The following is a 23,092-nucleotide window of genomic DNA, read 5'->3' as shown; positions in this document are numbered from 1 at the left end:
AGCTCAACAACCCTACACAAAATCGAAGCAAATAAGGTAAACCTTGCCGGATTCTGAGAATGGCCTCACTTAAAGTGGTGTGCCCTTCTCCAAAGCCAATAATCGCTGTTTGCGCTCTACCCCGCCCGCATAGCCTGTAAGCTTGCCACTTTTGCCGATGACACGATGGCAAGGCACTACAATCGAGATTGGGTTTTTACCATTCGCCAACCCCACCGCGCGTACCGCTTTCGGATTGCCGATGGCGTTCGCCAGATCTTGGTAACTCCATGTTTCACCATAAGGAATGGTCGTTAGTGCATGCCACACTTGAGTTTGGAAGTCGGTGCCTGTCGCTGCAAGGGGCAAATCGAATTCGTTACGCAGCCCAGCAAAATATTCTTCCAATTGAGTAACAGTCTGGCTGAGCACTTCATGTTGATCATCACGCTCACCCAAATCGTCCGGTTTGGTGGTACACGTTTCAAACCAAATTCCTAGCAAACCTTGATCGTTAGCTTGAATGGTCACATCGCCTAACGGACTTGGCATTACCGTATAAAGTGATTTCATGATTGATTCCATAAGTGAAAAGTCGCGTAACTGCCCCAAGGCGACGCGGTATGAGCATTCAATGACGGATAGTTTGGCATGGCTTTCTTCACCACCAAGTCTTTATCTAAAAAACAATCAGGCTGAGATTGGCCACGCAATTGCGCATAGCTCACCGTCCACGGACCAATGCCTTTTAATTCAAGCCATTGCTGTGGATCGGCTTCTGGGTTTTGCTGCATGTACTGAGCAAATCGCACGAGTGTGTCTTTACGGCTTTGCGGCATACGCAAGAAACTAACATCAGCATTCGCAATGGCTTCTGGCGTCGGAAAGTGACGCGCTTGCTGATCGCTACTGAGCGTTTCTACCAATAAGTTAAGTTGCCCGATAGCCGCTTTGACCGACACTTGCTGCCCTAGCACAGCACGTACACCGGCCTCCCACGCACTCCAGACGCCCGGAATACGAATCCCTTGGGTTTTCACCAATCCCGGCGCGATGTATTTAAGGTGCTGCTCCACCGTGCAAATATCCGCATCAAGGTCGAACATACGACGCACACCAGACACCAAATTCTGCAATTTAGTGACGTCCTCAATGTCGAACTCCATCTCAAGGTAACCCTCCCCTTGAGTGACCTTAAATCGTGCATGGCAATCATCGAGTAGAACATTGCGTTGGTAAGCGTCTTGTGTGACTAGCTCCACTCCTTCAATCGCACGCAGACGATAAAAATCGAGCATATGTTGCCAGTTCAAAGCACCGCGATAAGGGAGCACGATTCGATTCGTCCCCACGCCATCAAACTCTTTTCTGCGTACTTGAGAAGGCGTTAACTGAAGGATCTTTTGAAACGCATCATTGAAGCGTCGAGTGCTGTTAAAACCTGCAGCAAAGCCAACTTCTGTGACTGACATCGAACTCGAATGCAGAAGCTGCTTGGCAAACATCAACTGCTGATACTGTGCATACTGCTTTGGTGACATCCCCAAATATTGTTCGAACAGCATGCGCAAGTAACGATCCGAGATCCCGAGACGCTCAGAGAGATCCGCGAGAGACTGATGATGCAACACACCTTGATCGATCATGTTGATCGCACGTTGAAATGTGGTTTCAACCCCTTTCCAAGCCCATGATCCTGGCGCACTGTCTGGGCGACAACGCAAGCACGGACGGTAACCCGCCTTCAAGGCTTGCGTCTTGTCAGTGAAATACTCGACGTTTTCCTCTTTGGGCAAATTAGCTGGGCAGATCGGGCGACAAAAGATCCCTGTGGTTTTCACCGCAATGTAAAAGCGCCCATCAAAACGGCTGTCACGTGCCATGCGTGCTTTTTGGCATTGTTCGAAGGTCAACGATGTGTGTGGATGGATGAGCATAGTGCTGTCCTTGCTTACACAGTGGGTGTTTAACGAGTGGGTAACTTGCTCGCCACTCGATCGGTATAGCTTCATTGTAGAACGAGGAGTTACTGTAAATTAGCCATTTTCGGAACTCAATATTGAGAAATTTTGGCATTAGTAAATTTGTGCACTAAAGTTAGATCAGAACAACACAACAACGTCGGCTAAAGGGAATTGGCATGGACTTACATACGTGCGTGATTGTACTTAGAAATCACAAGGTTATTACCAGTAAATCAGTCGAGCACTCGATAGGGATTATCGAACGCGACTCTGATAACGAGATTTCAGAAATTCAAATCAATGCGACTGATGGTGTGAATATTCGCACTTATCACTACCATAGTGTGGAAGACTCGCTTGAAAGCTTAATGAATCTATAAAAACTCCTTTCTCCCTTGTTAATCGTAAAAGCAAAAGAGCACTGGTTACTGTGCTCTTTTTTTTGCTCTGCATTTGCGGAATTCTTGTTTCAAAATACAAAACACGCTCGGAAAGTTATTCGAAATTTTGCGATTTTCATAATCAAAACCACCACAGCAACAGCCAATAAATAGCTCTTAAAAACAATCTAAGTCTCTGTATTTATACAGTTAAAAACGTTCCATCGAATTTATCGAACGAGAACATCAAATTGCCCTAATTTTTTCTTTCTCTGCTCCTACCTACACTGATTTCAACAGCAAAGGAGTCACCACTCCTCATCAGAAAAATTCGAGAAAGGACAAAGTCATGAAAGCACTACTACAGAAACTCACCACTTCAAACGCGGGTTACAGCGCACTCGCACTTCGCATTCCAGTCGGCATCATCTTTATGGCGCACGGCGCACAAAAACTTTTTGGCTGGTTTGGCGGTTATGGTCTTGAAGGTACAGGTCAATGGATGGCATCGATTGGTTTAGGCCCTGGCATGCTGATGGCATTTTTAGCAGGTAGTGCAGAGTTTTTTGGCGGCTTGTTCATCTTGCTTGGTCTGCTTACTCGCCCTGTAGCCGTGGCTTTAGCATTCACCATGGTGATCGCTATTTTCTCAGTTCACTTTGAAAACGGCTTGTTTATGTCGAACAACGGTTACGAGTTTGGTTTAGCACTACTGGCAGCAAGCGTTTCTCTCGCTTTCTCTGGCGCAGGCAAAGCCGCATTGGATGAAGCACTTCGTCAGAAACTAGCTTAAGACGATCACTAGGAGAAGATGATTATGATTACCGTAAGACATGCAAATGACCGTGGTCGCGCGAATTTTGGTTGGCTCGACAGTAAGCACAGTTTCTCTTTCGGCAGCTACTACGATCCGCAACACATGGGCTTTTCAGAGCTACGCGTGATTAACGATGACGTTGTAGAGCCTAATGCAGGGTTTGATACACATGGTCACCGCGACATGGAGATCATCAGCTATGTTTTGCAAGGCGTTATCGCTCACAAAGACAGTGAAGGCAACGTAAAAACCTTGCCTGCTGGTGAATTCCAACTGATGTCGGCTGGCAAAGGGATTTATCACAGTGAATACAATGCCTCAGACAGTGAAACACTGCGCTTTCTGCAAATCTGGATTCAACCAAACACGTTTGGCAATAAACCAGGTTACCAACAAAAAGACTTTGGTCAGGAAAAAGGCTTAACCACCATTGCGACACCAACCGGTGAGAACGGTACGCTGCACATCAAGCAAGATGCCATACTGCATCAGTTGATTCTCGACGCTAACTCCGAGTTAAGCTTTGCTATCGAATCAGGCCGCAACGTGTATGTTCATCAAGTGGAAGGTGAGCTCAAAGTTGACAACACCACATTGACCGGTGGTGATGGAGCGAAAGTAGAACAGCAGGACACCATCGTGTTCCGCAATGATTCGGACAAACCAACAACCGCATTGGTGTTCGATCTGCCATAACTCTCGGTTCAGCCATTGCTTGGCTTTATAAATACTTAAAGATTTATGCAACCTCATATAAAAAACCCCTTGGCATCACACCAAGGGGTTTTCGTTTAAGTTTGCTCTGGATCGCAAAAGCAGAAATTACTCGTCTGCTGGAATGTCCGCAATTTGCTGCAAGCTGTACGCCGTTAACGGGTCAATCTCTTTTACGATTTCTTCAACCTGTTTAATCGCTTCTACAGACGTGCTGGCTTTGCGATAGCTCAAATAGATAGGACGGTACCAATCTTCTACGCCAGACACCTTGTGGAGCTGCCCGCTTGCAATAAACGGCTCTACCAGAGACGCTGGTAGGTATGCGCTGCCACCTTTCTCTAAAACGAAGTCTAACGCGATACGAGCGGTAGAAGTGCGAAGGTAAGGCGCTGGGATTTTCGGGTGACGTTCCGCGTGTTCTGAAGCGAAGCGCGTACCCCAATCTACGTAAACGTATTTCTTGTTAAACACCGTATCAAGAGAATCTTGTTCGGTAGACACCAGCACCAACACCACGTCAGCAACTTTTTTGCAGTTAAGCTCATCCGCTTTGATTTGATCGAAGGCGAAAGCCATATCGAGTGTACGTTCCAATAGGCTGCGGCTTAGCATCTCACGTCCCATGACTTCCGCCATAAAACCGTAACCACCAAACGAGTCCGTCACGACACTCAAACAGTTTTGCAGGTAAGCATCCCAAATGTTCGGCGTACCACCCATGGTGAGCTGTAACGCTTTGCCATCTTCGAGGGATAATTCGAGTTTGGCTTGCTGCAAAGTGGTGACCATCACCTCTGCATAGCCTATTAAACGCTCACCTGCGGAGGTCAACTTTATGTTATTTCGATCACGAATAAACAACTGCGTATCGAAATAACTTTCGAGTTGTTTGATGCGTGCGCTCACTGCGGCTTGAGTAATGTACAAGTTCTCAGCAGCTCGTCCGAAGTGACGAACCTTTGCCAGCTCTAAAAATGTTCGAAAGACCTTTACATCCATAAACCATCTCCTGGTCAATATAAAACCAGATTAACAACTAATTAAAATTTTGACGACAAAAAAGTTTTGTTTTTCTTTTGTTAGCTTTGCGCCTAATTTTCGCCGTAATTCATCACATTCATCAATAACGGTTACAGAGGCTGTTGATATGTCTGACACTGAATTTCGTCATGGCAAAAAACGTTTTTACGACAACGTAAAATTCCCACGCGGCTTTGCAAAGTCTGGCGATTTTACTCTTTCGGAAGAGGAAATCCTAACAATTTATGGGGATACTATGCTTGGCCTAGAGTCAGGCGAGTTGACACCTGAGAACAGCGAAGAGAAACACTTCGTAAAAGTTCTGGAAAACCCAGGCAAAGCGAAAACTAAGATCGAGCGCACTTGGTTAAAATACACACAGTTAGCTCGTGGTCGCAAACGCTTCCACACGCTAAATGGTCGTAACAAACCAGAGGCGACAGATGACTACGCAGAAGAGAGCCTAGCAGAAGACGATTAACCGACTCTGCCAAGCCTTAATGCTTGGTTAATCCTCAGAATGTTTCATTCTGTGGAGTTGCAAAAATTTTTCTTTTCCAAAAGCCCAGAGGTGTTTCACCAAAGGGCTTTTTCATTTTTTAGTAAACCTATTGTACGGCGAACAATCACTTCGCCAGCATGGCGACCTTCTTCAAGAAGCTGTCTTTAAGATGCTCTTGGTCATACTCCAACTGATAGGTGTTGTGGAAACCCACTTTGAGCTCCACGCCATTGCCTCTCAGAAACACGTTATAGCCGTCGTAATCAGAAAAGGCTTCTACCCCTTCATACATCTTGCCAAACTCAGTAGGCGTGCCGTTGTTCATCACACATTCGTATGCTTGCAGCACTTTGGTTGCGTCTAAGTCGTTTTTCATTGCGATTCCCTCAGCAATAAACACACTTTAAGTATGGTTAAGGAAGAAACGCCGTGCCACACCATAGATTGCGTGAGATCATAACTTCGGCATTTTTCTTCTCTTTCTCCTACGCAACTCGGTTCAATTTGGCTCGCTCATTCAGCCAAAAAACTTTTTTTCAGTCATAAATTTTAAACGCTAATCAACTAGTCTAACGCCCTCTATATAAGAGGGTAATCGCAACAAGCAAACGTGAAAACTGTTGAGAAAAGCAACATTGGTTAAAGAAAAAGCAAAATTTTGACCTAAAACAATAGCAGATCGTCATTACTTATTTTATAATGCGAATTAATGTTTCAGGACATCTTAAATTCCAATAACTAGGGGCACAAAATGAGACTTATCCCGTTAGCTCAAGCAGCACAAGTAGGCAAGTGGGCAGCAGCACACATCGCTAAGCGCATCAACGACTTCAAACCAACTGCTGAGCGTCCGTTCGTTCTGGGTCTACCTACTGGTGGCACTCCTCTAGCAACTTACAAAGCACTGATCGAACTTTACCAAGCTGGTGAAGTGAGCTTCGAACACGTTGTGACTTTCAACATGGACGAGTACATCGGTATCCCTGCGGATCACCCAGAATCATACCGTTCATTCATGTACAACAACTTCTTCAACCACGTGAACATCCAAGAAGCGAACATCAACCTTCTTAACGGTAACGCGGAAGATCACGAAGCGGAATGCCAACGCTACGAAGACAAAATCAAGTCTTACGGCAAGATCAACCTATTCATGGGCGGCGTAGGTAACGACGGTCACATCGCATTCAACGAGCCAGCATCTTCTCTGTCTTCTCGCACTCGCATCAAGACACTAACTGAAGACACTCGTATCGCGAACTCTCGTTTCTTCGATGGCGACATCAACCAAGTTCCTAAATACGCACTAACTATCGGTGTTGGTACGCTGCTAGACGCTGAAGAAGTGATGATCCTAGTAACTGGTCACAACAAAGCACTTGCTCTACAAGCAGCAGTAGAAGGCAGCGTAAACCACCTATGGACGGTTTCTGCACTTCAACTACACCCTAAAGCAGTGATCGTTTGTGATGAGCCTTCACAACAAGAGCTTAAAGTGAAGACAGTTAAGTACTTCTCTGAGCTAGAAGCGGAAAACATCAAAGGTTTCTAATCCCTCGGGTAACAACCAAAGATAAACGCTGAATACACAAAACCCGTGAGTCATCACGGGTTTTTTCGTTTTTAGAGACTGGCAGGTTTGAAGGTGTAGGAATCTAAACAACCGCTAGCGAGGCGTTTAATAAGCTTGAATACCAAACTGGCGCAGACGTTTTGGCAATACCTCATCGAGTTTATCTAACTCACTCGGTTCGACCTCAATGAGGTTGAAGTTATGCTGCTCGTAAACCGCACGAATCTTCTCTCGCTCCGCTTCTAACATCTCACCGGTGTCGCTGCCCCAAAACTGCAGATAGACTTTGCCCCCCGGTAGATAGAAATCGCTTGTCACGTCTTGGTCGATCGGCAGTTGGCGCTCATAAGCGTGCACCACACCAGCCAAATACAGCCAGTTATCGATAAGCAGTTCTCCTTTAGAACGAACATAATGCCCGTCTAAAGTGCGGTGCTTGGCTTCAAACTTCTGGCGAAAACTAGAAAACGACTTATCTGTGGAATGGGACTCGGCATCTTGTCCTAAAAACTCAATCACAGACTGCTTGAGTCGTTTGTTACGCAGCACTACGTCGTGCCACACCACAAAGGTATTCTGCGACTCTTTATCGGTTCTCTGCTGCCCACCAGCGCGGATTCCGGCTTCGGTTAAGCTCCAACCCTCTTCGGATTTGCTTATCCAACCTAATTCACTTAACAGCTGGTTCATGCGCTTGGCATTGAGCTTTAACTTCTCACCCAACTGGGTTGCACTGTAGGTTTTGCCAGACGTCGCAGCAAGCTCGATGTGCAAGTTAGTCGGCCAAACAATGAACTGCCCAAATTTGGGATGATCGACATACTCACCACCAAACTTGGCACCCTCTTCGGTCAAAATCCATTTCTCGTCTTGGCGAACGATGTAGCCAGCGCGTTTCAGATCAGCAAACAGCAGCTTGGCTTCTATCTGACGCATTTTTGCCAGCGCCGACGTCGATATTTTTTCAGACACGATTCATGCCTCCTGCTACTGTTTGAAATAAGGTAATGACTTGGATATTAACGCATTGATTTCATTGCTTGAAGTAAGAATAGTTGGGATTTTCTATTCGCAACAAAAAAGGAGCACTTTGGCTCCTTTCTCTACATCGAATTGAATCGGCTTAATTATTCGCGAGTTTGGCAAACTTGCTGTAGGTACTGATTTTGCCGTTGATGTACTCGATACCACTGTGCACATTGTTTTCGGTGTGACCAACAATTTGGTATTCGACGATGAATTCACCGCTGATGACTTTGATAAACAAGAAGCCGTCGCTGACCTTCCATAAGCCCTGTAAACCACGCTCACTGAACAAGTCTTTTTCCACCAGCGTGCCATTTGGTTTGAGCTCTAAAATCGACGAGAAGCCGTCGACGTTCACTTTTACCCAAGGCTGTTGATGCACTTCGTAGCTGAGGATTTTGCGGCGTGTTTTCGCCCACTCACGCAGTTCTTGCTCTTGCGCTGGAGTGAGAATTGGCAGGTCTTCCATCTCCAATAGGGTGTGATGTTTTTCGTACCAGAAAAGTTGCAGATGGAGTAATTTCATTCAGATTAACGGGGTTTCATAACGACAAAGCGCAACTTTGCGCCAACCCTGATGGTAAGTCAACCAATGAAACGAAAGAGTGCAGTTTTCACGAGGGTTAAAAACTGCACGTTCCCACGATGGGAAAACGGTGCCCAATAACGAGCACCGGAGCATGTAAGTGTCTATACGACCCAGAAAGAATTATGCGGCAAACAACCTAGGTAATTCCGCATGATCACACGCTTGATTTAAGCGCTGTTGGGCCGTTTGAATGTGCGCACGCCAATGTTCATCGTGCGCCCACATTTCAATCACCAGCGGCACTACGCAGTCTGTCTCTTTGAGTGTGCGGAAGATGGCATCGAAGTTCACTTCGCCATCGCCAATCACCAGATCGCGGAACTGACCTTTGTACTCTGGCGTCACGCGATACGTGTCTTTAAGGTGGATTTGGGTAATGTGTGGCTTGCTCAATTTCAGCTCAGTACACACGTCATAGTTCCAACCAGAGATATTGCCAACGTCTGGATAAGCGGTGAAATACGGCGAATTTACTTCGCGATTGAGCACCTCAAACTTACTCAATGAGTTAAGGTAGTCGGTGTCCATGATTTCGACAGCAAGCATCACACCTGCGCGCTCTGCCAGTTTCGCCGCTTCCTTCATACCTTCAATAAAACGCAAGTGGGTAGCACGGTTTGCTGGCTCGTAATACACATCGTAGCCAGCTAATTGAATGGTACGGACGCCAAGTTTGTACGCCAATGCGATCGCCTTTTCCATGTGCAGCACGGCTTGCTCGCGTATCTTCGGATCAGCCGAGCCAAACGGGAACTTGCGGTGCGCGCTCAAACACATCGACTGCAATGGCATGCCATAACGTTCGCACTGGTGACGCAGGGCGTAGATCGTCTCGTCGTCCCAATCTAAGCGGCTGCGGCGCTCGTCTGATTCATCCACCGAGATCTCAAGAAAGTCGAAGCCCAACTCTTTGGTCACGCTGAGTTTTTCTTCCCAACTCAACTCGTTCGGCAACGCTTTCTCATACAAGCCAACACGATGACGTTGTAGGTTCTGATACATGTCGCCCCCTAGTTCCAGTAACGGTCGATTTGCGCTTTCAATGCTTCTGCGGTTTCTTGCCCTTTGTCGCCAGCCAATGCGCGACCTGCGATAAAGGTTTTCGCTTTGATGCCTTCAAACAGGTAGATGTCTTCTGGCACGATGCCACCTGTGATAGAGAGCTCGATACCTAACTCAGAGAGTTGGCGCATCTTGCTGATGTCAGCGTCTGTCCAGCCAATCCCTGCCAACTCTGCATCGCGAGAACGGTGATAAATCGCTTGAGTGATACCAAGGTCCACCCACGCTTGCGCATCTTCCATTGTCCAGTTGCCGTAGATTTCGATTTGAATTTCGCCACTAAATTCATCCGCGACTTTCTTACACGCTTCTATGGTCGCAATGTGCGCTGCGGCTGAAACCGTAATCCAGTCAGCGCCCGCTTCAAACGCCATGCGAGACAAAATCGCGCCGCCGTCAGTGGTTTTCATGTCGCACACTAGAATGTGGTCTGGGTGGTTCTTGCGTAGCGTGGAGACAGCATTCATCCCCTCTGCAAACGCGAGAATGGTGCCCACTTCAATCACATCGACGTAGCTGTGTACATTGCTTGCAACCGCCACGGCGTCAGTTAGGTTAGTTTGGTCTAGAGCGATTTGAATCATTGGTTTGGTCATGATGCTTATCCTTGAATTTTTTCACGTATCAGACGAGCTAAGCCGTCGTTATTGTTATCGGTTTCGCACACCAAACGGGCGCTTGAGCGTACCGTCTCGTCTGCGTTATTCATGGCAACGCCTAATCCGGCGTATCGGAGCATGGAAATATCATTGTGGTTATCGCCCACGGCAATGACATGATTCGGGTGATAACCCAGCTCAGAAACGTATTCCGCCAGTCTTAAACCTTTGTTGTTGCCTTTTGCTGCGAAGTCGATGCGATTCGACCACGAGCGTTCGCCGTTAAATTTCTCTTTCACCCATGGGTTTTCAATTAAGCGTTCTACCGAGCTTGGTAAGCCTTCCACCACGAACTTCCACACGAACTCGGTATTGCGCACTTCTTCGCTGAACGAGTCGATTTTGTAGATCTTCGGTTGAAGATGCTCTGGTGCGGTTTTCGCCCACTTTTCCAATGCTTCCATGTAGTGAATTGGGTTGTAGTTTGAGTACGTCATGGCATCGGTTACGTACATCACCATCTTGACCTGAAACTCCTTCGCCAAGGCGATGAACGTCAGCGCATCTTCCTTATCGATGGAGTTATGCTTGAGCACTCGGTCATTGTGGTAGTCATAAACATAAGTGCCGTTGCAGCAGATGATAGGCGTGGTAAGACCCAACTCATCGTAATACGGGCGTGCCGCGGTGTGATGGCGTCCGGTGACAATCACCACGTGACACTTCTGCTGCGCTTCTTGAATCGCTTTTTTCACCTCTGGGTGAATGCTGTGGTCATCGGTGAGTACAGTTCCGTCTAAATCTAAAGCAAGCACTTTGTACATGTCGTTACCTCTGCCCGTAGTAGGCGTTTTCACCGTGCTTACGCAGGTAGTGTTTGTCTGAAAGCTCAGGCTGGATCTTGATGCCGCTGTTGAGTGAACGCGTTGCTAATGCCATTGCAGAAATCTCTTCCAATACCACCGCGTTGTGCACAGCATCATCGGCGTTGGTTCCCCAAGAGAAAGGCGCATGCCCTGCCACAATCACGCTTGGTACTGCCATTGGGTCGATGCGGCGTTGACGAAACTCTTCCACTATCACTAAGCCAGTGTTCTTCTCGTACTCTTCGGCAATTTCGCGTTGTGAAAGCTTACGAGTACACGGAATGTCGCCATAGAAGTAGTCGGCATGAGTCGTACCCAGCGCAGGAATATCAATCCCTGCTTGTGCCCAAATCGTTGCGCTGCGTGAGTGGGTGTGCACCACGCCGCCCACTTGTGGGAACGCTTTGTAGATCTCAATGTGGGTCGCGGTATCGCTGGATGGATTCATGCTGCCTTCCACCACATTGCCGTCTAAATCGACCACCACAATGTGCTCAGCGCGCATGCCATCGTATTCCACCCCCGACGGTTTAATCGCAATCACGCCGCGCTCGCGGTCAATCTCAGACACGTTGCCCCAGGTGAAGGTCACCAAACCGTATTTCGGCAGTTTGAGGTTGGCTTCGAGCACACGTTGTTTCAGTTCGCTGTACATGATTTCTCCTTAGGCAGTAACAGCCAGAGCTTCATCAATCACGTTGAATACATCGGTTTTGCTGCGGCAACGGCGAAGCTTATCTAAATCCACGCCCGTTTCACTGTCTTCATCATCCAACACTTGGGTCACTTCCATCAGACCTTCCATGTGCTCGTCTGAAGAACTGCCCGCTAGCGTGATTAACACATCAACTGGCTCGTCTTCGCCTTCAAAGTAGATTGGCTCTTCTAGCGTAACCAGTGCGAAAGCAGTACGAATCACACCGTTTTCTGGTCGTGCGTGTGGCAGTGCCAAGTTAGGCGCGATGCAGATGTAAGGACCCAACTCTTCCACGCTGCTGATGATGGCATCGTGGTAAGAAGGCTGAATCGCACCAGAGGCAATCAACATGTCCGTACCAATCTTGATGGCTTCACGCCAGTTCGACGCTTTTGCTTGCAGTTTGATTGAGTTGTTGTCGATCAGTGATTGTTTTAATCCCATTGTTCTATCTCCAGTTTGGGTGCCGTGACTTTGGCTTTTCGAAGCCCGGCACCACTGTTGTTATCCGCTGTTTGTTATTGGTTTCTTATCTCTTCATTGAGAGATATTTGGTCATGCTGTTTTATTTTGCTGGTACAAAGTTTTTATTGATGATGTCGAGTAGCTCGTCCCCGAAGGAGTTAGGGTTAAGCATGTTTTGCACCCCGAGTACAAACTTGCCTTCACCTGGTTCCATCTCTGCAGACAGGTGCTTCGACGATACGATGATGTCCGTGCTCGCGAGCTTCGACTTGTAGTCCGACACTGCGCATGAGTCCATCACGTGAGGAATGCCTTTCTTCTCTAGGTATTTGCCGATCTTCATTTTCATCATCATCGATGAGCCTTGACCGTTACCACATACTGCTAGGATGCTTACTGGGCGCAGACCGTCGCTCGCTTTGATTGCTTGCTCTACGGCTTCAATCACTTCTGGCTCTTCACTGATTTCTACTGTGCCTTGCGCGTCTTCTTCAGCACGTAGCTTGCGAGAAGCGAAGAACATGTAAACCAGAGACAGACCAACAAGAACGAAGAAGAACATTTTCGATGCAGACAGACCTTGCATGATTGGTGGGAATACAAGCGCCCAGTCCGCCATGCCCATCCAGCCGTTGAATTCTGTGCCGTGTTGGCTAAATAGGTGGATAGCCCAAGCAGAACCTAGTACCTCGATGATGCCCATCACGAAACAGATCTTCATCACCGCTTTCCAGCCACCGAAGTGGTTAGCAAATACGCCGATGGTCGCGTTAGAGAAGAACATTGGAATGAAGCCAGGGATAATCATGATTGGCGCATCAAATGCCAACATCGCCAGTACTGCAGCGAACTGACCAAGCGCACCCCACATGAAACCAAATACCATTGCGTTAGGAGAGAATGCGTAGATAGCCGCACAGTCAATCGCCAATACCGCATTTGGAATCACGCGCTCAGAGATGCCTTTGAACGCTTCAGACAGCTCAGCAACGAACATACGCACACCCGCAACAATCACCTGAATCGCTACAGCGAATTTCAGACCCGTTTCTAGGATATAGATAGTCCAGTGTGTGGTGCCCGCCATTTCTTGAAGGTTATCAAGACCGAATGAAAGCAGAATGATGCCGAAGAACACCGTCATCACGATCGCCGTTGCTGCGATGCTATCGTGGAAGATGTGTAACCATTTAGGCAGTTCTAGGTGGTCAACGCTGTCGTTCTTATCACCCAGTTTTGGCGCTACTTTTGTTGCAATCCAAGACGCGACCTGTTGTTGGTGACCAATAGAGAAACCCGCCCCGCCGGTGACTTCTTCAGTTGGCTTGAACATGATGTTGGAGGAGATACCCCAGTACAACGCCATTAACACCGCAGAGTAAATGATGGTTTCCCACATGCTTGCGCCAAGCACAAAGTAGAACACGGCGATCAGACCCGCTTGCTGGAACATGATGTGACCAGTCAGCATGATGGTGCGGATACCCGTGTAGCGGCGGAACAGTACCAAGAGGATGTTAATACCTAATGCCAATAGAACGGCGTAACCTACCCAAGAGTAGTTGTCGCCCATCGCTTCCATGGTAGACATCATGGAGGTGTAAGGGTCAATGACCGAGCCGGTTAGCCCGTGGTATTCAGAAAGTTTGGAAATCACAGGTTTGAAGCCAGCAACTAGGGTGCCCGCACCCACTTGAACCAGCATGAAACCCACGATCGTTTTGATGGAACCTTTAATGATGGTGGTGGCGTCTCTTCTCAGCAACCAATAGCCAATGCATGTTACCAAACCCAGTAGTAGTGGGGCTTTGGTCATAACTTGGCTGTAAAAAATATAGAAGATGTCGTACAAGAACTCCATATCTTTACCCCTAGAGTGTTTTTTATTTGTAATCGTATGTAGGTCAGAGTGATTCCATCTGATGTCGTAGAATCTACTCAATTTTTGCTCACGAAATAAACTCTAACAATCAAAAGTAATCACGCAATGCTCATTTGTGATTATTTTGATATTTATCAATTTTGCCCTCCAAAAAACCCTACAAATGGTAAGCGGATCACACACAAAAATTAAATTATCAATAAATACAACAGCTTATGAATTCTTGTGATGAAGTTCAGATTTTCATCAGTCTTGAATTTGACAATCAAGAGCGTGATTAATAGAATCAAAACAAATCACAAGTAATCACCAAATAATCACTAGATACACATTTCGGTGAATTTGAATCAAATAGGGTGATGGGTATGAATGAAGTACAAAGACACAATGGCATTCTGTCTTTATTAGAAGAAAATCAGACGATTAACGTCTCACACATTATTGAGAGCTTTAACGTCTCTCCAGCGACGGCTCGCCGTGATATCTCTAAGCTGGATGAACTAGGAAAACTACGCAAAGTACGCAACGGCGCAGAACGCGTCGAAGCAGAAAAGAAAAAATGGTCACCGCTGAACATTAACAGCACTGAGCATTACGAAGAAAAGTCCTTGATTGCGATGCAAGCCGCTGAGCTGTGTCAGCCTGGCGACAGCGTGGTCATTAACTGCGGTTCGACCGCTTTCCTACTTGGGCAGAAGTTGTGTGGGCAAGACGTGCAGATCGTCACCAACTACTTCCCATTGGCAAGCTACCTGATCAATGAAGATCATGACGATGTGATCATCATTGGCGGTCAATACAACCGTTCACAAAAACTGTTCTTAAATCCGGCACCCAACTCGCTTGGCAGTTACGCAGGCAATTGGATGTTCACCTCGGGTAAAGGGTTAACCGAAGCCGGACTCTACAAAGCCGACATGTTAACCGCGGTGGCTGAGCAGCAAATGCTTGAGCAAATCGACAAGCTCGTCGTCGTGGTAGACAGCTCCAAAGTGGGTCACAGAACGGGCATGTTGTTCTGTCCTACCGAGAAAATCGACATTCTGATCACTGGCAAAAACGCCAACCCAGAGGTCATCAAAGCGATAGAAGCAAAAGGGACACAGGTCATTCTGGTCTAACGCGCCCTAGCCTCTTTCTCAAATAAATAAAAATAATTCAGCTCAGTGCCTTAACCACAAATTAAGGCGCTCGGCTCCCTACATCCCAAATTTAATAAAAATTGTGAAACAAAAAGGTGTTGCTATGAGTAAAGTAAATGAAATCACTCGTGAATCTTGGATCCTAAATACATTCCCTGAGTGGGGTACCTGGTTAAACGAAGAGATCGAAAATACGGTGGTAGAACCAAATACATTCTCGATGTGGTGGCTAGGTTGTACAGGTATCTGGTTGAAGAGTGAGGGCAACACCAACATCTCTATCGACTTCTGGTGTGGTACGGGCAAAAAGACGCAAAAGAACGCCTTCATGAAGAACCAGCACCAAATGATGCGTATGGGCGGAGTCGAAGCGCTGCAACCAAACCTACGTACTGCTATCTTCCCGCTTGACCCGTTTGCTATCAAAGAGATCGACGCTGTGATGGCATCCCATGACCATGCTGACCATATCGACGTTAACGTCGCGGCAGCGGTACTGCAAAACTGTGGTGACCACGTGAAGTTCATCGGTCCACAAGCGTGTGTTGATTTATGGATGGGCTGGGGCGTGCCAGAAGAACGTTGTGTAGTCGCGAAAGTGGGCGATGTACTTGAAGTCGGCGACATGAAGATCCGCGTACTGGATTCATTCGACCGTACTGCACTTGTCACACTGCCAAAGGGCACTTCATCTTACGATAAAGAAATCCTCGACGGCATGGACAAACGCGCGGTGAACTACTTGATTGAAACTTCAGGCGGCTCGGTTTACCACTCTGGTGACTCGCACTACTCGAACTACTACGCAGCGCACGGCAACGAATACCAAATTGACGTGGCACTGTTGTCATTCGGTGAGAACCCACGCGGCGTGACTGACAAGATGACGTCTTCTGACATCCTACGCGCAGCAGAATCATTGAATTGTGATGTCGTTATGCCATTCCACCACGATATTTGGGCGAACTTCCAAAACGACCCACGCGAAATCGAAGTATTGTGGAACATGAAGAAAGACCGTCTGCAATACAAGTTCGCACCGTTCTTCTGGCAAGTGGGAGGCAAATACACCTTCCCTACCGATAAAGGTCGCATGCACTACCAGCACTTCCGTGGCTTTAGCGACATCTTCAAAAACGAACCAGAACTGCCATACAAAGCGTTCTTGTAATTCCATCGCAACGTCCGTTTGGCAGGAATAAAAAAAGCCCGTCGCGATGATGGATGCGACGGGCAATTAGCTAGAGTCTTATAAGGAGAAAAGGAAATTACTGATGATAAATGTCCGACGATTTCGCATCAGTAACGTCCTCAACAAACCGAATATTAGTCATTGATAAATTTAAAGGACATGGCTAATTCCAGTAATCTAAATTGTTGATGCCTAGTTCTTCAAAGGCGTCTAAAATCTACGACTTTTAATCTTAGAAGCTAATATACCGATTCACGGTCAGTTAGAACGATCTTTGCACCAAACTGAGTGCTTCTTTGCTTGTCAGTAACACACTCGTGTCGATTTTCATAAGACAGCGCTCATAACGTCGACGGCCTATCTTAATCCCACCTTTTTCTACCTGGTTCTTCGCTGAAACTATCTCAAAGCCTATATCCGTCAAAAAAGGCACCATAGATTCTATAATCACATTGGCATAAAGGTGGGTAATGTTGCTATGTCTTGCTAAAAACTTGATCTGCTGTGTCCAGTTGTACCTAAACAGCGCACTGCTGGTCACAATACCACTTGCCCATAAGAGACTCATTGGTTCACTTTTCTTGTAACTTGTAGAGTTCCTCATATCGATATCACAACCGTTATCTCTGATTTGGTTTTCCAACACCTCTTGATTAAAGAAAAAAGCCATACTGTAGCCTAAAATATTTTCTGGCTCAGAAGCATAATAAAACCGATAGCCATGAAGCTTGTTTTCTTCTTGATAAAGATATAAATCCAAACTGAACAATGCTAATCGGTCTTGGTTAAACCGGCTGTGGTAATCACGAATCTTGGTAAGCATTGCATCATTGACTTGAAGAAAAACCTTATCATGCTCTATCACTTCGTCTTCTTGAGGTATATTCAAGTTAAAAGCAGCCAGCGTTGACTGAAGGATGTTTGAGTGAAAACGTTCATACACAAATTCATCTAAAGAGCGCGAAGACACTGATTGTGACTGTGCTAAATATTTAAGGAACAAGCTCAGGTCTTCATTCAAAGAACGTAGTACCCTGATCGCTTTGGCATTATTGGGTGACGTTGTGCCTCTCTCCCAGCGACTGATGGTCACCAAGTCAAGTTGGCGAAACTCCTCGTTCGCATTGGCAAGCTTAAGTGCCAAGTCCTTTTGCGTTAAGTTATTCCTTTCACGAACCTCTTTGAGAATCTCTCCAAACATCCTTATCTACCTATGTTCCGACTCTGATAACATTATAGATAAGAATTTGGATCTTACTGTTAGTTGATGCCTTTATTATTCTCTAAGCCTAACAGCCTAATCACTTAAAGATAATCAGCAATTAAGCTCAATGCTTCCTTGCTGGTCAGTAACACACTCGTATCTATCTTCATCAAACATCGTTCATAACGTCTTCTGCCTATTTTTATTCCACCGACTTTGACTGGATTTTTAGTCGCAACAACTTCAAATCCAATACTCAATAGAAAGGGAACAACAGTTTCAGACATTACAGATGTATAAAATTTATCTATGTTACTATGAGTTGATAAAAATTTTATTTGCTGAATCCAATGATACTTAAATAAATCTTCACTCGTAATTGTACCGCTGGCCAAGTACATAGAATATCGACCAGAGCTTTTATACTTACTAGCAATTCTAATATCAATATCACACCCATTATCTCTAACTTCCTCCTCTAGTTCTTCAGTGTCTATAAAAAAGGAAATACTATGGGCTATAATATTTTCCGGCTTAGACTCATAATAAAACCTATACCCATGAAGCTTATGTTCCTCTTGATACAAATAGAGGTCAACATTAAAAAGATCCAACCGTTCTTGATTAAAAAGTGTGTGATATTCTCGTATTCTCTTTAAAATAGGGTCATTAACTTCCTTTATTACCTTCCCGAAACCAAACTCTTTTTTATTACTCGGCAATTCAATATTAAACGCTGCGAGAGTAGAAAGTAACTCCTTTGCTCCGAAGCGTTCAACCATGAAATTATCCAAAGCAGTCGATGATCTATAGTCATACAAAGACTTTAAAAATGGTTGCACGTCCATAATTAAGCAGCGCAATACTCTTAATGCTTTTGCATTGTTTGGTGATGTAATCCCTCTCTCCCATCGACTAATTGTAACAAAGTCGACCTGCTGAAATTCAGCACTTTTATTAGCTAACTTTATTGCCAAGTCCTTTTGAGTATAACCGTTAACTATACGAAATTCCTTTAACAGTTCACCAAACATAATTTATAACTCCATATATCTAGCTATTTACTTATTAGTACACACGTAAGCAGACATGGTACAAAACATAAAAAAACAGTGTTCATAATTTAATTCCATTTAAAAAATTTATGTTAGCAAAGTAAAAAACTAAAGTTTAACAATGCCTATTTATATAACCAAAAAAACCTAGTTGAGCATATAAAGGCAAATTATATTAGGGAAGGATAAAGGCAAATATAAAAATAAGAGGTATAGGCTGAAAAGCCAGAGTAACTTCTCTGGCTCTACTTTATTTATAGTTTAATTGTATTGTTGCTATGGCTTCAAATTTTCCAGGTTCAGGAGCACTACTACTCCCAGAATATGTGGGCCAAGCTCGTAGTTTAAGAGACGAACTCGTAAGCCCTTCATCGACAGTTACACCTCCAACAACAGTATTCGGAGGGAGTATAGTATTGCCCGTATCCGCTACTATTACAGAGATACCATCATGACTTGTCTTGTAGCCTTGACCTTGGCTATCAGCCTCACCAAGTAATGTCACATCTAGTTCTCCATAGGGGGCTTCACAATCAAATTTGAGATCGAACGTTGACGGCGAATATGAGGTTGGTGCGGCGGGGTATGGTACACCTGAAAATTCACTTTGATTCGTTCGCCCAAGTTCAACAGTCATCGTGCTTGTTGGTAACAAGGTACACCCACCAGGAACAGTAATATTCAAGTTAAGGCTTATAGAAACCATCACTGGATCAGAGTAATCAACGTAATTAGCTTTGCGATAATGCCAAATCTTAGCCACTAAACCATTGAAGGAAATATCTCCAACGTAAGGTTTAGCCATTCTAATCGTCACCTTTCCTGTATTGCCTGTAGACGCAGTTCCTGTTCTATCACAAGATTCTTGGACATTATTACTAATGCCAATAAAGGGAACTGAGTGATAATTATCCCCTCCTGAGTTCCATACATACATCTCTATATTTGCTTCTAAATTTGGTGTTATTTGTTGCCAATGCCCATCACCTTCAGTTGTATATGGATATATATTTTGAGAAGACCACCAATGAGATACTTGCGCTGTCGGGTTGTCGCAATAGCAATCATAAGGAACTCGACCAGAGCCTGTTGTCGAGGTTCGCGGTACCACTATCGCCCCGGCAACATTATCTTCAGTCGCTAGTGTTTTGGTTATTGAAAATGTTTGTGGATAAGCAGAACCATAGCCGGGGTAACATACTTTATCCTCGTATTCAAATGCATATGATAAGCTAGGAGCAAGTAATGTTAAGTAAATACACTGTTTTAGTAACATTTATTACTCCTCTACCACTAGTTTATAGCTATTATTCGCTCCATAATCATCAATGGCACTTAATACGATTTCAGTTGCTAGTGGGAAGTCCTCAATTATTACCTCCGAATGAGGCGCAAAAACACCGAGTTGTGGTGAAGGAATATCCTGGTTACCCACTTGCACCTTACTGATCGCAAAATAATAATCTGTTGGGTTACGAAATAGAGTGCCCTTACTTGTTTTTAATACTTGTATGTTCTCTTCTGCATCAGGACGTCCTTCAAATAAGCTTTCAGGTCTAACAAAAAGCTTGATTCTTGTTCTAACAGCTAGAGACAGCGTACTCGTATCTGAATTAGTATTGGCTGGAGGAATCTCCTGTACATTTAAATAGAAAAGTTGTTCTGAGGCACTCTTTTTATCAAATGAAAGAATTCGCAACGTTGCCTTGCTATCTCCATCAATAGCTAGCAACCCAGGCGTCACAGCTAATGTAGTGGCAGAAGTATCGAACTCTTCAACCCATGACTGCATCCCATACTTGAGTGGAGAATGGTTAGTAACTTCTATAGCACTCGATGATCCTGCACTTACAACCACTCTAGTTTTGTTTAAACTAAATGCCGCATGAGCTTCTGGCAAAAAAAAGCAGGTAAGACTCAATACAACTAAAACTAATTGGCATCTAATTACTGTTCGCATTTTAACACTCCAAAATCTATTAAAGACCCACTTTTTTTCGTTTTTGAATTTTCACTATCCAATATCCAAGAGCAATTAAAATCAGGTTGTGAAAGAGTTAACTGACTAAATGATTCATTGGAACTAATTGAAAAAGGAAGCAAGACATCACCGTAAGTTCCTACGTGCAGAGACTGTCCCCCTTGTGTTTTAACACTTGCTCCAAATTTTAAGGCTTGTGAGTTGGCATCTAACAAAACAGCTCTTAAATACAAAACCTTCGAAGAATCAAAAGAGAGCTTCACCACAGAATCTCGTTTTGGCCTTACCGTAAGGTTAGGTTTTGCTATTGATACTCCATTTGACAATGAAGCTAAGTCCACATGAATTTCTTCCTCAGAGAATTCATTATTCAAAGGTATAAGTGCTCTGCCACTCTCACGAGTACTAACGCCATTAATTCGTGCCTCTTTAATGTCATCAATCTCAGCCAAAGCGAAGGTCGTCGATTGGTTATTTGTTGCAATGATTTGGTTATCAGCGGCTACGATAGTCCCACTAACAGAGCCAGAGCCGTTCCAGTATTCCTCACCTTTTGTAAAGTTGGCCTGTATATTGGCTACTTCTGTTCGCTTGTAATAGCTACCAGATATTCTTTTGTCACCCGCGACAGAAGCACTCCATGAACTATCAGCTGTATAGCCGTTGATACCTACTTCATTGGTACTACCAACATTATCGCTAACGAGTCTTGCGTAAGCACTTGTTCCAGATGTACCTAACGGCATATCTAAGTTCATACTAATACTGGTATCTTTTCCGTATTCTGATGAATAAGAGCGAGATGTTGATAAATAGTAATTAACACCGTGTAAGTTACCACCATAACTAAGCACGAAGGTTTCTTGGTCATCTTGTTGCCCCCAATACTTATCAAGCATAAAGTTCAAAGAAACGTTATTGCCGAGAATAGGTTCTTGCCCGCTAAACATCGCCGTGTAACGGTTTTTTACGTTGTAGTAGGCTTCTCTATCTCCAGGCTTTAATGCCATCGCGTCATTGAAAGTTAAGTAGTTTTCATCAGAATAACGAAAACCTGCTATCTGAACATTGAATAAGTCATCTACGTTTTTTGAATAGTTTATACTGTAACTATCCCCGTCAAGCTTCTCTTCATCAAGATTAAAAAGTGCTCTCGAATAAGAGAAATTCAACGCACCAAGCTCTTGCAACGGAACCGCTACACCAAGTGTGCTGGACATGTAATCATCTGAGATAATAGCGCTAGCGGTTTGTGTTGCTTTGTCAAATCCGTATGAATATTCAAACGAGGCAAAGCCGTCGCCATAATTATTATCAGAGTATCTGTATCGGCCCAAGTTAACTTGGTATGCATAGGCTCCTGGAGTCAGCAAACCTCGAATAACGGTATTTTCATAAAAAAAGGTATTTGACGTACCGTCAGCTTCATTCACTACCACCCTCATAAGTTGATTGGATGCACCTTTAACCTCATCGATAGTAAACTCACCAGCTGCTACAGCTTTAGTAAAGAGCAATCGATCATCCTGATACACCTCGACGACAGCATTAGTTTTCGCATAACCTTTGATTGCTGGAGTGTAGTTTTGCTTATGATAGGCAAATAAGGAACTAACACTACTTAACTGTACACCGCCAAAGCGAAAACCTTCGTCATACAAACTTTGAGAGTAAGCTTGACCAATAACAGCCTCACTCTTGATATTTTCTAACAGCCGTGTGAGGTAAAGATTATCAAAAGAAATACCATCTTGACTGAGATCTGAACTCGACAAGTCTATATTTAGTCCCCAGTCTTTTACTCCTAACTTGATATTGCTTGTAAAAGGGAATGAAGCTTCACCTTCTTCATATCTTTGGCCATCATAATAGTTCGCAGATAGCGAATACGATGCGACTAATGAGTCGATTGAGTCACTAAGAGGAAGAGTACTTTCTCGGTTACTCCTTTTTAAATCAACATCTTTAAACCAAATATATAACTCTGACGATGCTGTATTTTCTTGGACTTCATACCGTTCAGCCCCCAAATCCAAACTCATTTGGGTTTTGATTTCACGCAATAATCTATCACTTATAACAGTAGAAAGTTCTTTAATTAAATCATTTTTAATTTTTAGGCGTTCTTTTTCTCGTGTAAAATGAAAATTTCCTATGTACTTTCCATTGACTTTAACGAAATAGACGATGCTTTCATTCTTTCCTTCATAAAGAGCCTTTTCTAAAGAACCTCTATCATACTTGCCATAGACAAAGTCAGTATTAAAGTTAAATTCATCAGAAGAAAGCACACTGAAAGAAAACAAGGATAATGAAGCCGAAACTCCAGAAATAACCTTTTCTTTTCTTAAGTTAAAAATGAAAGCCATCGTCATAAATT

24 protein-coding genes are annotated in these 23,092 nt (G+C 44.6%); 7 read left to right on the top strand and 17 right to left on the bottom strand.

Annotated features, from left to right (window positions below; all coding sequences use genetic code 11):
* Window positions 1–69: 69 nt before the first annotated feature.
* Together VCHENC03_RS09040 and VCHENC03_RS09045 are read right to left on the bottom strand one after the other, a co-directional pair.
* Entirely contained in the window at window positions 70–552 is a 483-nt protein-coding gene (locus tag VCHENC03_RS09040) for a methylated-DNA--[protein]-cysteine S-methyltransferase (protein WP_009706737.1), read from the bottom strand.
* Window positions 549–1,916 (bottom strand): DNA-3-methyladenine glycosylase 2 family protein, encoded by a 1,368-nt coding sequence (locus VCHENC03_RS09045; RefSeq protein WP_009706736.1) that lies wholly within the window; start codon window positions 1,914–1,916, stop codon window positions 549–551. Before VCHENC03_RS09045 ends, VCHENC03_RS09040 begins: the two co-directional genes overlap by 4 nt.
* Before the next feature lie 203 nt (window positions 1,917–2,119).
* On the opposite strand from VCHENC03_RS09045, the gene VCHENC03_RS09050 reads away from it, so the two are divergent.
* The 3 genes from VCHENC03_RS09050 (at window position 2,120) to VCHENC03_RS09060 (ending at window position 3,836) form a co-directional block, all read left to right on the top strand.
* A complete protein-coding gene (locus VCHENC03_RS09050) occupies window positions 2,120–2,323 on the top strand; it encodes a hypothetical protein (protein ID WP_009706735.1) in 204 nt (67 codons plus the stop codon).
* A gap of 349 nt (window positions 2,324–2,672) precedes the next feature.
* Entirely contained in the window at window positions 2,673–3,116 is a 444-nt protein-coding gene (locus VCHENC03_RS09055) for a DoxX family protein (protein WP_009706734.1), read from the top strand.
* A gap of 24 nt (window positions 3,117–3,140) precedes the next feature.
* A complete protein-coding gene (locus tag VCHENC03_RS09060) occupies window positions 3,141–3,836 on the top strand; it encodes a pirin family protein (protein ID WP_009706733.1) in 696 nt (231 codons plus the stop codon).
* A 126-nt stretch (window positions 3,837–3,962) separates the two neighbouring features.
* On the opposite strand, the gene VCHENC03_RS09065 is transcribed toward VCHENC03_RS09060, so the two are convergent.
* Window positions 3,963–4,856 carry a LysR family transcriptional regulator gene (locus VCHENC03_RS09065; protein WP_009696587.1) on the bottom strand — a complete coding sequence of 298 codons (894 nt, stop codon included), beginning with the start codon at window positions 4,854–4,856 and terminating at the stop codon, window positions 3,963–3,965.
* A 148-nt stretch (window positions 4,857–5,004) separates the two neighbouring features.
* Between VCHENC03_RS09065 and VCHENC03_RS09070 the strand changes: the two genes are divergently transcribed.
* A complete protein-coding gene (locus tag VCHENC03_RS09070; RefSeq protein ID WP_009696586.1) occupies window positions 5,005–5,358 on the top strand; it encodes a DUF413 domain-containing protein in 354 nt (117 codons plus the stop codon).
* A 145-nt stretch (window positions 5,359–5,503) separates the two neighbouring features.
* On the opposite strand, the gene VCHENC03_RS09075 is transcribed toward VCHENC03_RS09070, so the two are convergent.
* Window positions 5,504–5,755, bottom strand: coding sequence for a DUF3081 domain-containing protein (locus tag VCHENC03_RS09075; RefSeq protein ID WP_009706732.1), 252 nt, complete (start codon window positions 5,753–5,755; stop codon window positions 5,504–5,506).
* Window positions 5,756–6,130: 375 nt separating this feature from the next.
* On the opposite strand from VCHENC03_RS09075, the gene nagB reads away from it, so the two are divergent.
* Complete coding sequence (gene nagB / locus VCHENC03_RS09080) at window positions 6,131–6,931, top strand: glucosamine-6-phosphate deaminase (RefSeq protein WP_005448902.1); 801 nt, start codon at window positions 6,131–6,133, stop codon at window positions 6,929–6,931.
* 126 nt (window positions 6,932–7,057) lie between these two features.
* On the opposite strand, the gene VCHENC03_RS09085 is transcribed toward nagB, so the two are convergent.
* The 8 genes from VCHENC03_RS09085 to VCHENC03_RS09120 form a co-directional block, all read right to left on the bottom strand.
* Window positions 7,058–7,924, bottom strand: a complete 867-nt coding sequence (locus VCHENC03_RS09085) for a phage antirepressor KilAC domain protein (RefSeq protein WP_009706731.1) — start codon at window positions 7,922–7,924, stop codon at window positions 7,058–7,060.
* Window positions 7,925–8,075: 151 nt separating this feature from the next.
* Window positions 8,076–8,504 carry a hypothetical protein gene (locus VCHENC03_RS09090; RefSeq protein WP_005434695.1) on the bottom strand — a complete coding sequence of 143 codons (429 nt, stop codon included), beginning with the start codon at window positions 8,502–8,504 and terminating at the stop codon, window positions 8,076–8,078.
* Window positions 8,505–8,687: 183 nt separating this feature from the next.
* Entirely contained in the window at window positions 8,688–9,569 is an 882-nt protein-coding gene (locus tag VCHENC03_RS09095; RefSeq protein ID WP_005448899.1) for an L-ribulose-5-phosphate 3-epimerase, read from the bottom strand.
* 8 nt (window positions 9,570–9,577) lie between these two features.
* A complete protein-coding gene (locus VCHENC03_RS09100) occupies window positions 9,578–10,225 on the bottom strand; it encodes a 3-keto-L-gulonate-6-phosphate decarboxylase UlaD (protein ID WP_005434690.1) in 648 nt (215 codons plus the stop codon).
* 5 nt (window positions 10,226–10,230) lie between these two features.
* A complete protein-coding gene (locus VCHENC03_RS09105) occupies window positions 10,231–11,052 on the bottom strand; it encodes a Cof-type HAD-IIB family hydrolase (RefSeq protein WP_009706730.1) in 822 nt (273 codons plus the stop codon).
* A gap of 4 nt (window positions 11,053–11,056) precedes the next feature.
* Window positions 11,057–11,749 carry an L-ribulose-5-phosphate 4-epimerase gene (locus tag VCHENC03_RS09110; RefSeq protein WP_005448895.1) on the bottom strand — a complete coding sequence of 231 codons (693 nt, stop codon included), beginning with the start codon at window positions 11,747–11,749 and terminating at the stop codon, window positions 11,057–11,059.
* A gap of 9 nt (window positions 11,750–11,758) precedes the next feature.
* A complete protein-coding gene (locus tag VCHENC03_RS09115; RefSeq protein WP_009702554.1) occupies window positions 11,759–12,235 on the bottom strand; it encodes a PTS sugar transporter subunit IIA in 477 nt (158 codons plus the stop codon).
* Between the two features lie 121 nt (window positions 12,236–12,356).
* On the bottom strand, window positions 12,357–14,117 hold the full coding sequence (locus VCHENC03_RS09120) for a PTS ascorbate-specific subunit IIBC (protein ID WP_005434683.1): 1,761 nt from the start codon (window positions 14,115–14,117) through the stop codon (window positions 12,357–12,359).
* Between the two features lie 386 nt (window positions 14,118–14,503).
* Between VCHENC03_RS09120 and ulaR the strand changes: the two genes are divergently transcribed.
* Window positions 14,504–15,259 (top strand): HTH-type transcriptional regulator UlaR, encoded by a 756-nt coding sequence (gene ulaR / locus VCHENC03_RS09125; protein WP_005448893.1) that lies wholly within the window; start codon window positions 14,504–14,506, stop codon window positions 15,257–15,259.
* A gap of 124 nt (window positions 15,260–15,383) precedes the next feature.
* Complete coding sequence (ulaG, locus tag VCHENC03_RS09130; protein ID WP_009706729.1) at window positions 15,384–16,451, top strand: L-ascorbate 6-phosphate lactonase; 1,068 nt, start codon at window positions 15,384–15,386, stop codon at window positions 16,449–16,451.
* 283 nt (window positions 16,452–16,734) lie between these two features.
* On the opposite strand, the gene VCHENC03_RS26405 is transcribed toward ulaG, so the two are convergent.
* The 5 genes from VCHENC03_RS26405 to VCHENC03_RS09150 form a co-directional block, all read right to left on the bottom strand.
* Window positions 16,735–17,673, bottom strand: a complete 939-nt coding sequence (locus VCHENC03_RS26405; RefSeq protein ID WP_009706728.1) for a helix-turn-helix domain-containing protein — start codon at window positions 17,671–17,673, stop codon at window positions 16,735–16,737.
* A 104-nt stretch (window positions 17,674–17,777) separates the two neighbouring features.
* Window positions 17,778–18,710, bottom strand: coding sequence for a helix-turn-helix domain-containing protein (locus VCHENC03_RS09135; protein ID WP_009706727.1), 933 nt, complete (start codon window positions 18,708–18,710; stop codon window positions 17,778–17,780).
* A 271-nt stretch (window positions 18,711–18,981) separates the two neighbouring features.
* Window positions 18,982–20,007 (bottom strand): fimbrial protein, encoded by a 1,026-nt coding sequence (locus VCHENC03_RS09140; RefSeq protein ID WP_009706726.1) that lies wholly within the window; start codon window positions 20,005–20,007, stop codon window positions 18,982–18,984.
* Between the two features lie 3 nt (window positions 20,008–20,010).
* Window positions 20,011–20,691, bottom strand: coding sequence for a fimbria/pilus periplasmic chaperone (locus VCHENC03_RS09145; RefSeq protein WP_009706725.1), 681 nt, complete (start codon window positions 20,689–20,691; stop codon window positions 20,011–20,013).
* Entirely contained in the window at window positions 20,679–23,087 is a 2,409-nt protein-coding gene (locus VCHENC03_RS09150; RefSeq protein WP_009706724.1) for a fimbria/pilus outer membrane usher protein, read from the bottom strand. The genes VCHENC03_RS09145 and VCHENC03_RS09150 overlap by 13 nt, the downstream gene beginning before the upstream one ends.
* Window positions 23,088–23,092: the final 5 nt, after the last annotated feature.

It is taken from the genome of Vibrio sp. HENC-03 (genome assembly GCF_000305755.2).
GTDB classification, from domain to species: Bacteria; Pseudomonadota; Gammaproteobacteria; order Enterobacterales; family Vibrionaceae; genus Vibrio; species Vibrio owensii.
Note: the sequence above shows the minus strand (reverse complement) of the source record. Positions and strands in the feature narration are given on the sequence as shown.

Bases quoted from the DNA above. Each gene is read 5' to 3' on its own strand.
- VCHENC03_RS09120 (WP_005434683.1), bottom strand. From the start codon at position 14,117: ATGGAGTTCTTGTACGACATCTTCTATATTTTTTACAGCCAAGTTATG.
- VCHENC03_RS09150 (WP_009706724.1), bottom strand. From the start codon at position 23,087: ATGACGATGGCTTTCATTTTTAACTTAAGAAAAGAAAAGGTTATTTCT.
- VCHENC03_RS09145 (WP_009706725.1), bottom strand. From the start codon at position 20,691: ATGCGAACAGTAATTAGATGCCAATTAGTTTTAGTTGTATTGAGTCTT.
- VCHENC03_RS09045 (WP_009706736.1), bottom strand. From the start codon at position 1,916: ATGCTCATCCATCCACACACATCGTTGACCTTCGAACAATGCCAAAAA.
- VCHENC03_RS09075 (WP_009706732.1), bottom strand. From the start codon at position 5,755: ATGAAAAACGACTTAGACGCAACCAAAGTGCTGCAAGCATACGAATGT.
- VCHENC03_RS09115 (WP_009702554.1), bottom strand. From the start codon at position 12,235: ATGGGATTAAAACAATCACTGATCGACAACAACTCAATCAAACTGCAA.
- VCHENC03_RS09135 (WP_009706727.1), bottom strand. From the start codon at position 18,710: ATGTTTGGTGAACTGTTAAAGGAATTTCGTATAGTTAACGGTTATACT.
- VCHENC03_RS09070 (WP_009696586.1), top strand. From the start codon at position 5,005: ATGTCTGACACTGAATTTCGTCATGGCAAAAAACGTTTTTACGACAAC.
- nagB (WP_005448902.1), top strand. From the start codon at position 6,131: ATGAGACTTATCCCGTTAGCTCAAGCAGCACAAGTAGGCAAGTGGGCA.
- VCHENC03_RS09050 (WP_009706735.1), top strand. From the start codon at position 2,120: ATGGACTTACATACGTGCGTGATTGTACTTAGAAATCACAAGGTTATT.
- VCHENC03_RS09140 (WP_009706726.1), bottom strand. From the start codon at position 20,007: ATGTTACTAAAACAGTGTATTTACTTAACATTACTTGCTCCTAGCTTA.
- VCHENC03_RS09095 (WP_005448899.1), bottom strand. From the start codon at position 9,569: ATGTATCAGAACCTACAACGTCATCGTGTTGGCTTGTATGAGAAAGCG.
- VCHENC03_RS26405 (WP_009706728.1), bottom strand. From the start codon at position 17,673: ATGTTTGGAGAGATTCTCAAAGAGGTTCGTGAAAGGAATAACTTAACG.
- VCHENC03_RS09040 (WP_009706737.1), bottom strand. From the start codon at position 552: ATGAAATCACTTTATACGGTAATGCCAAGTCCGTTAGGCGATGTGACC.
- VCHENC03_RS09060 (WP_009706733.1), top strand. From the start codon at position 3,141: ATGATTACCGTAAGACATGCAAATGACCGTGGTCGCGCGAATTTTGGT.
- VCHENC03_RS09065 (WP_009696587.1), bottom strand. From the start codon at position 4,856: ATGGATGTAAAGGTCTTTCGAACATTTTTAGAGCTGGCAAAGGTTCGT.
- VCHENC03_RS09110 (WP_005448895.1), bottom strand. From the start codon at position 11,749: ATGTACAGCGAACTGAAACAACGTGTGCTCGAAGCCAACCTCAAACTG.
- ulaR (WP_005448893.1), top strand. From the start codon at position 14,504: ATGAATGAAGTACAAAGACACAATGGCATTCTGTCTTTATTAGAAGAA.
- VCHENC03_RS09090 (WP_005434695.1), bottom strand. From the start codon at position 8,504: ATGAAATTACTCCATCTGCAACTTTTCTGGTACGAAAAACATCACACC.
- VCHENC03_RS09055 (WP_009706734.1), top strand. From the start codon at position 2,673: ATGAAAGCACTACTACAGAAACTCACCACTTCAAACGCGGGTTACAGC.
- VCHENC03_RS09100 (WP_005434690.1), bottom strand. From the start codon at position 10,225: ATGACCAAACCAATGATTCAAATCGCTCTAGACCAAACTAACCTAACT.
- VCHENC03_RS09105 (WP_009706730.1), bottom strand. From the start codon at position 11,052: ATGTACAAAGTGCTTGCTTTAGATTTAGACGGAACTGTACTCACCGAT.
- ulaG (WP_009706729.1), top strand. From the start codon at position 15,384: ATGAGTAAAGTAAATGAAATCACTCGTGAATCTTGGATCCTAAATACA.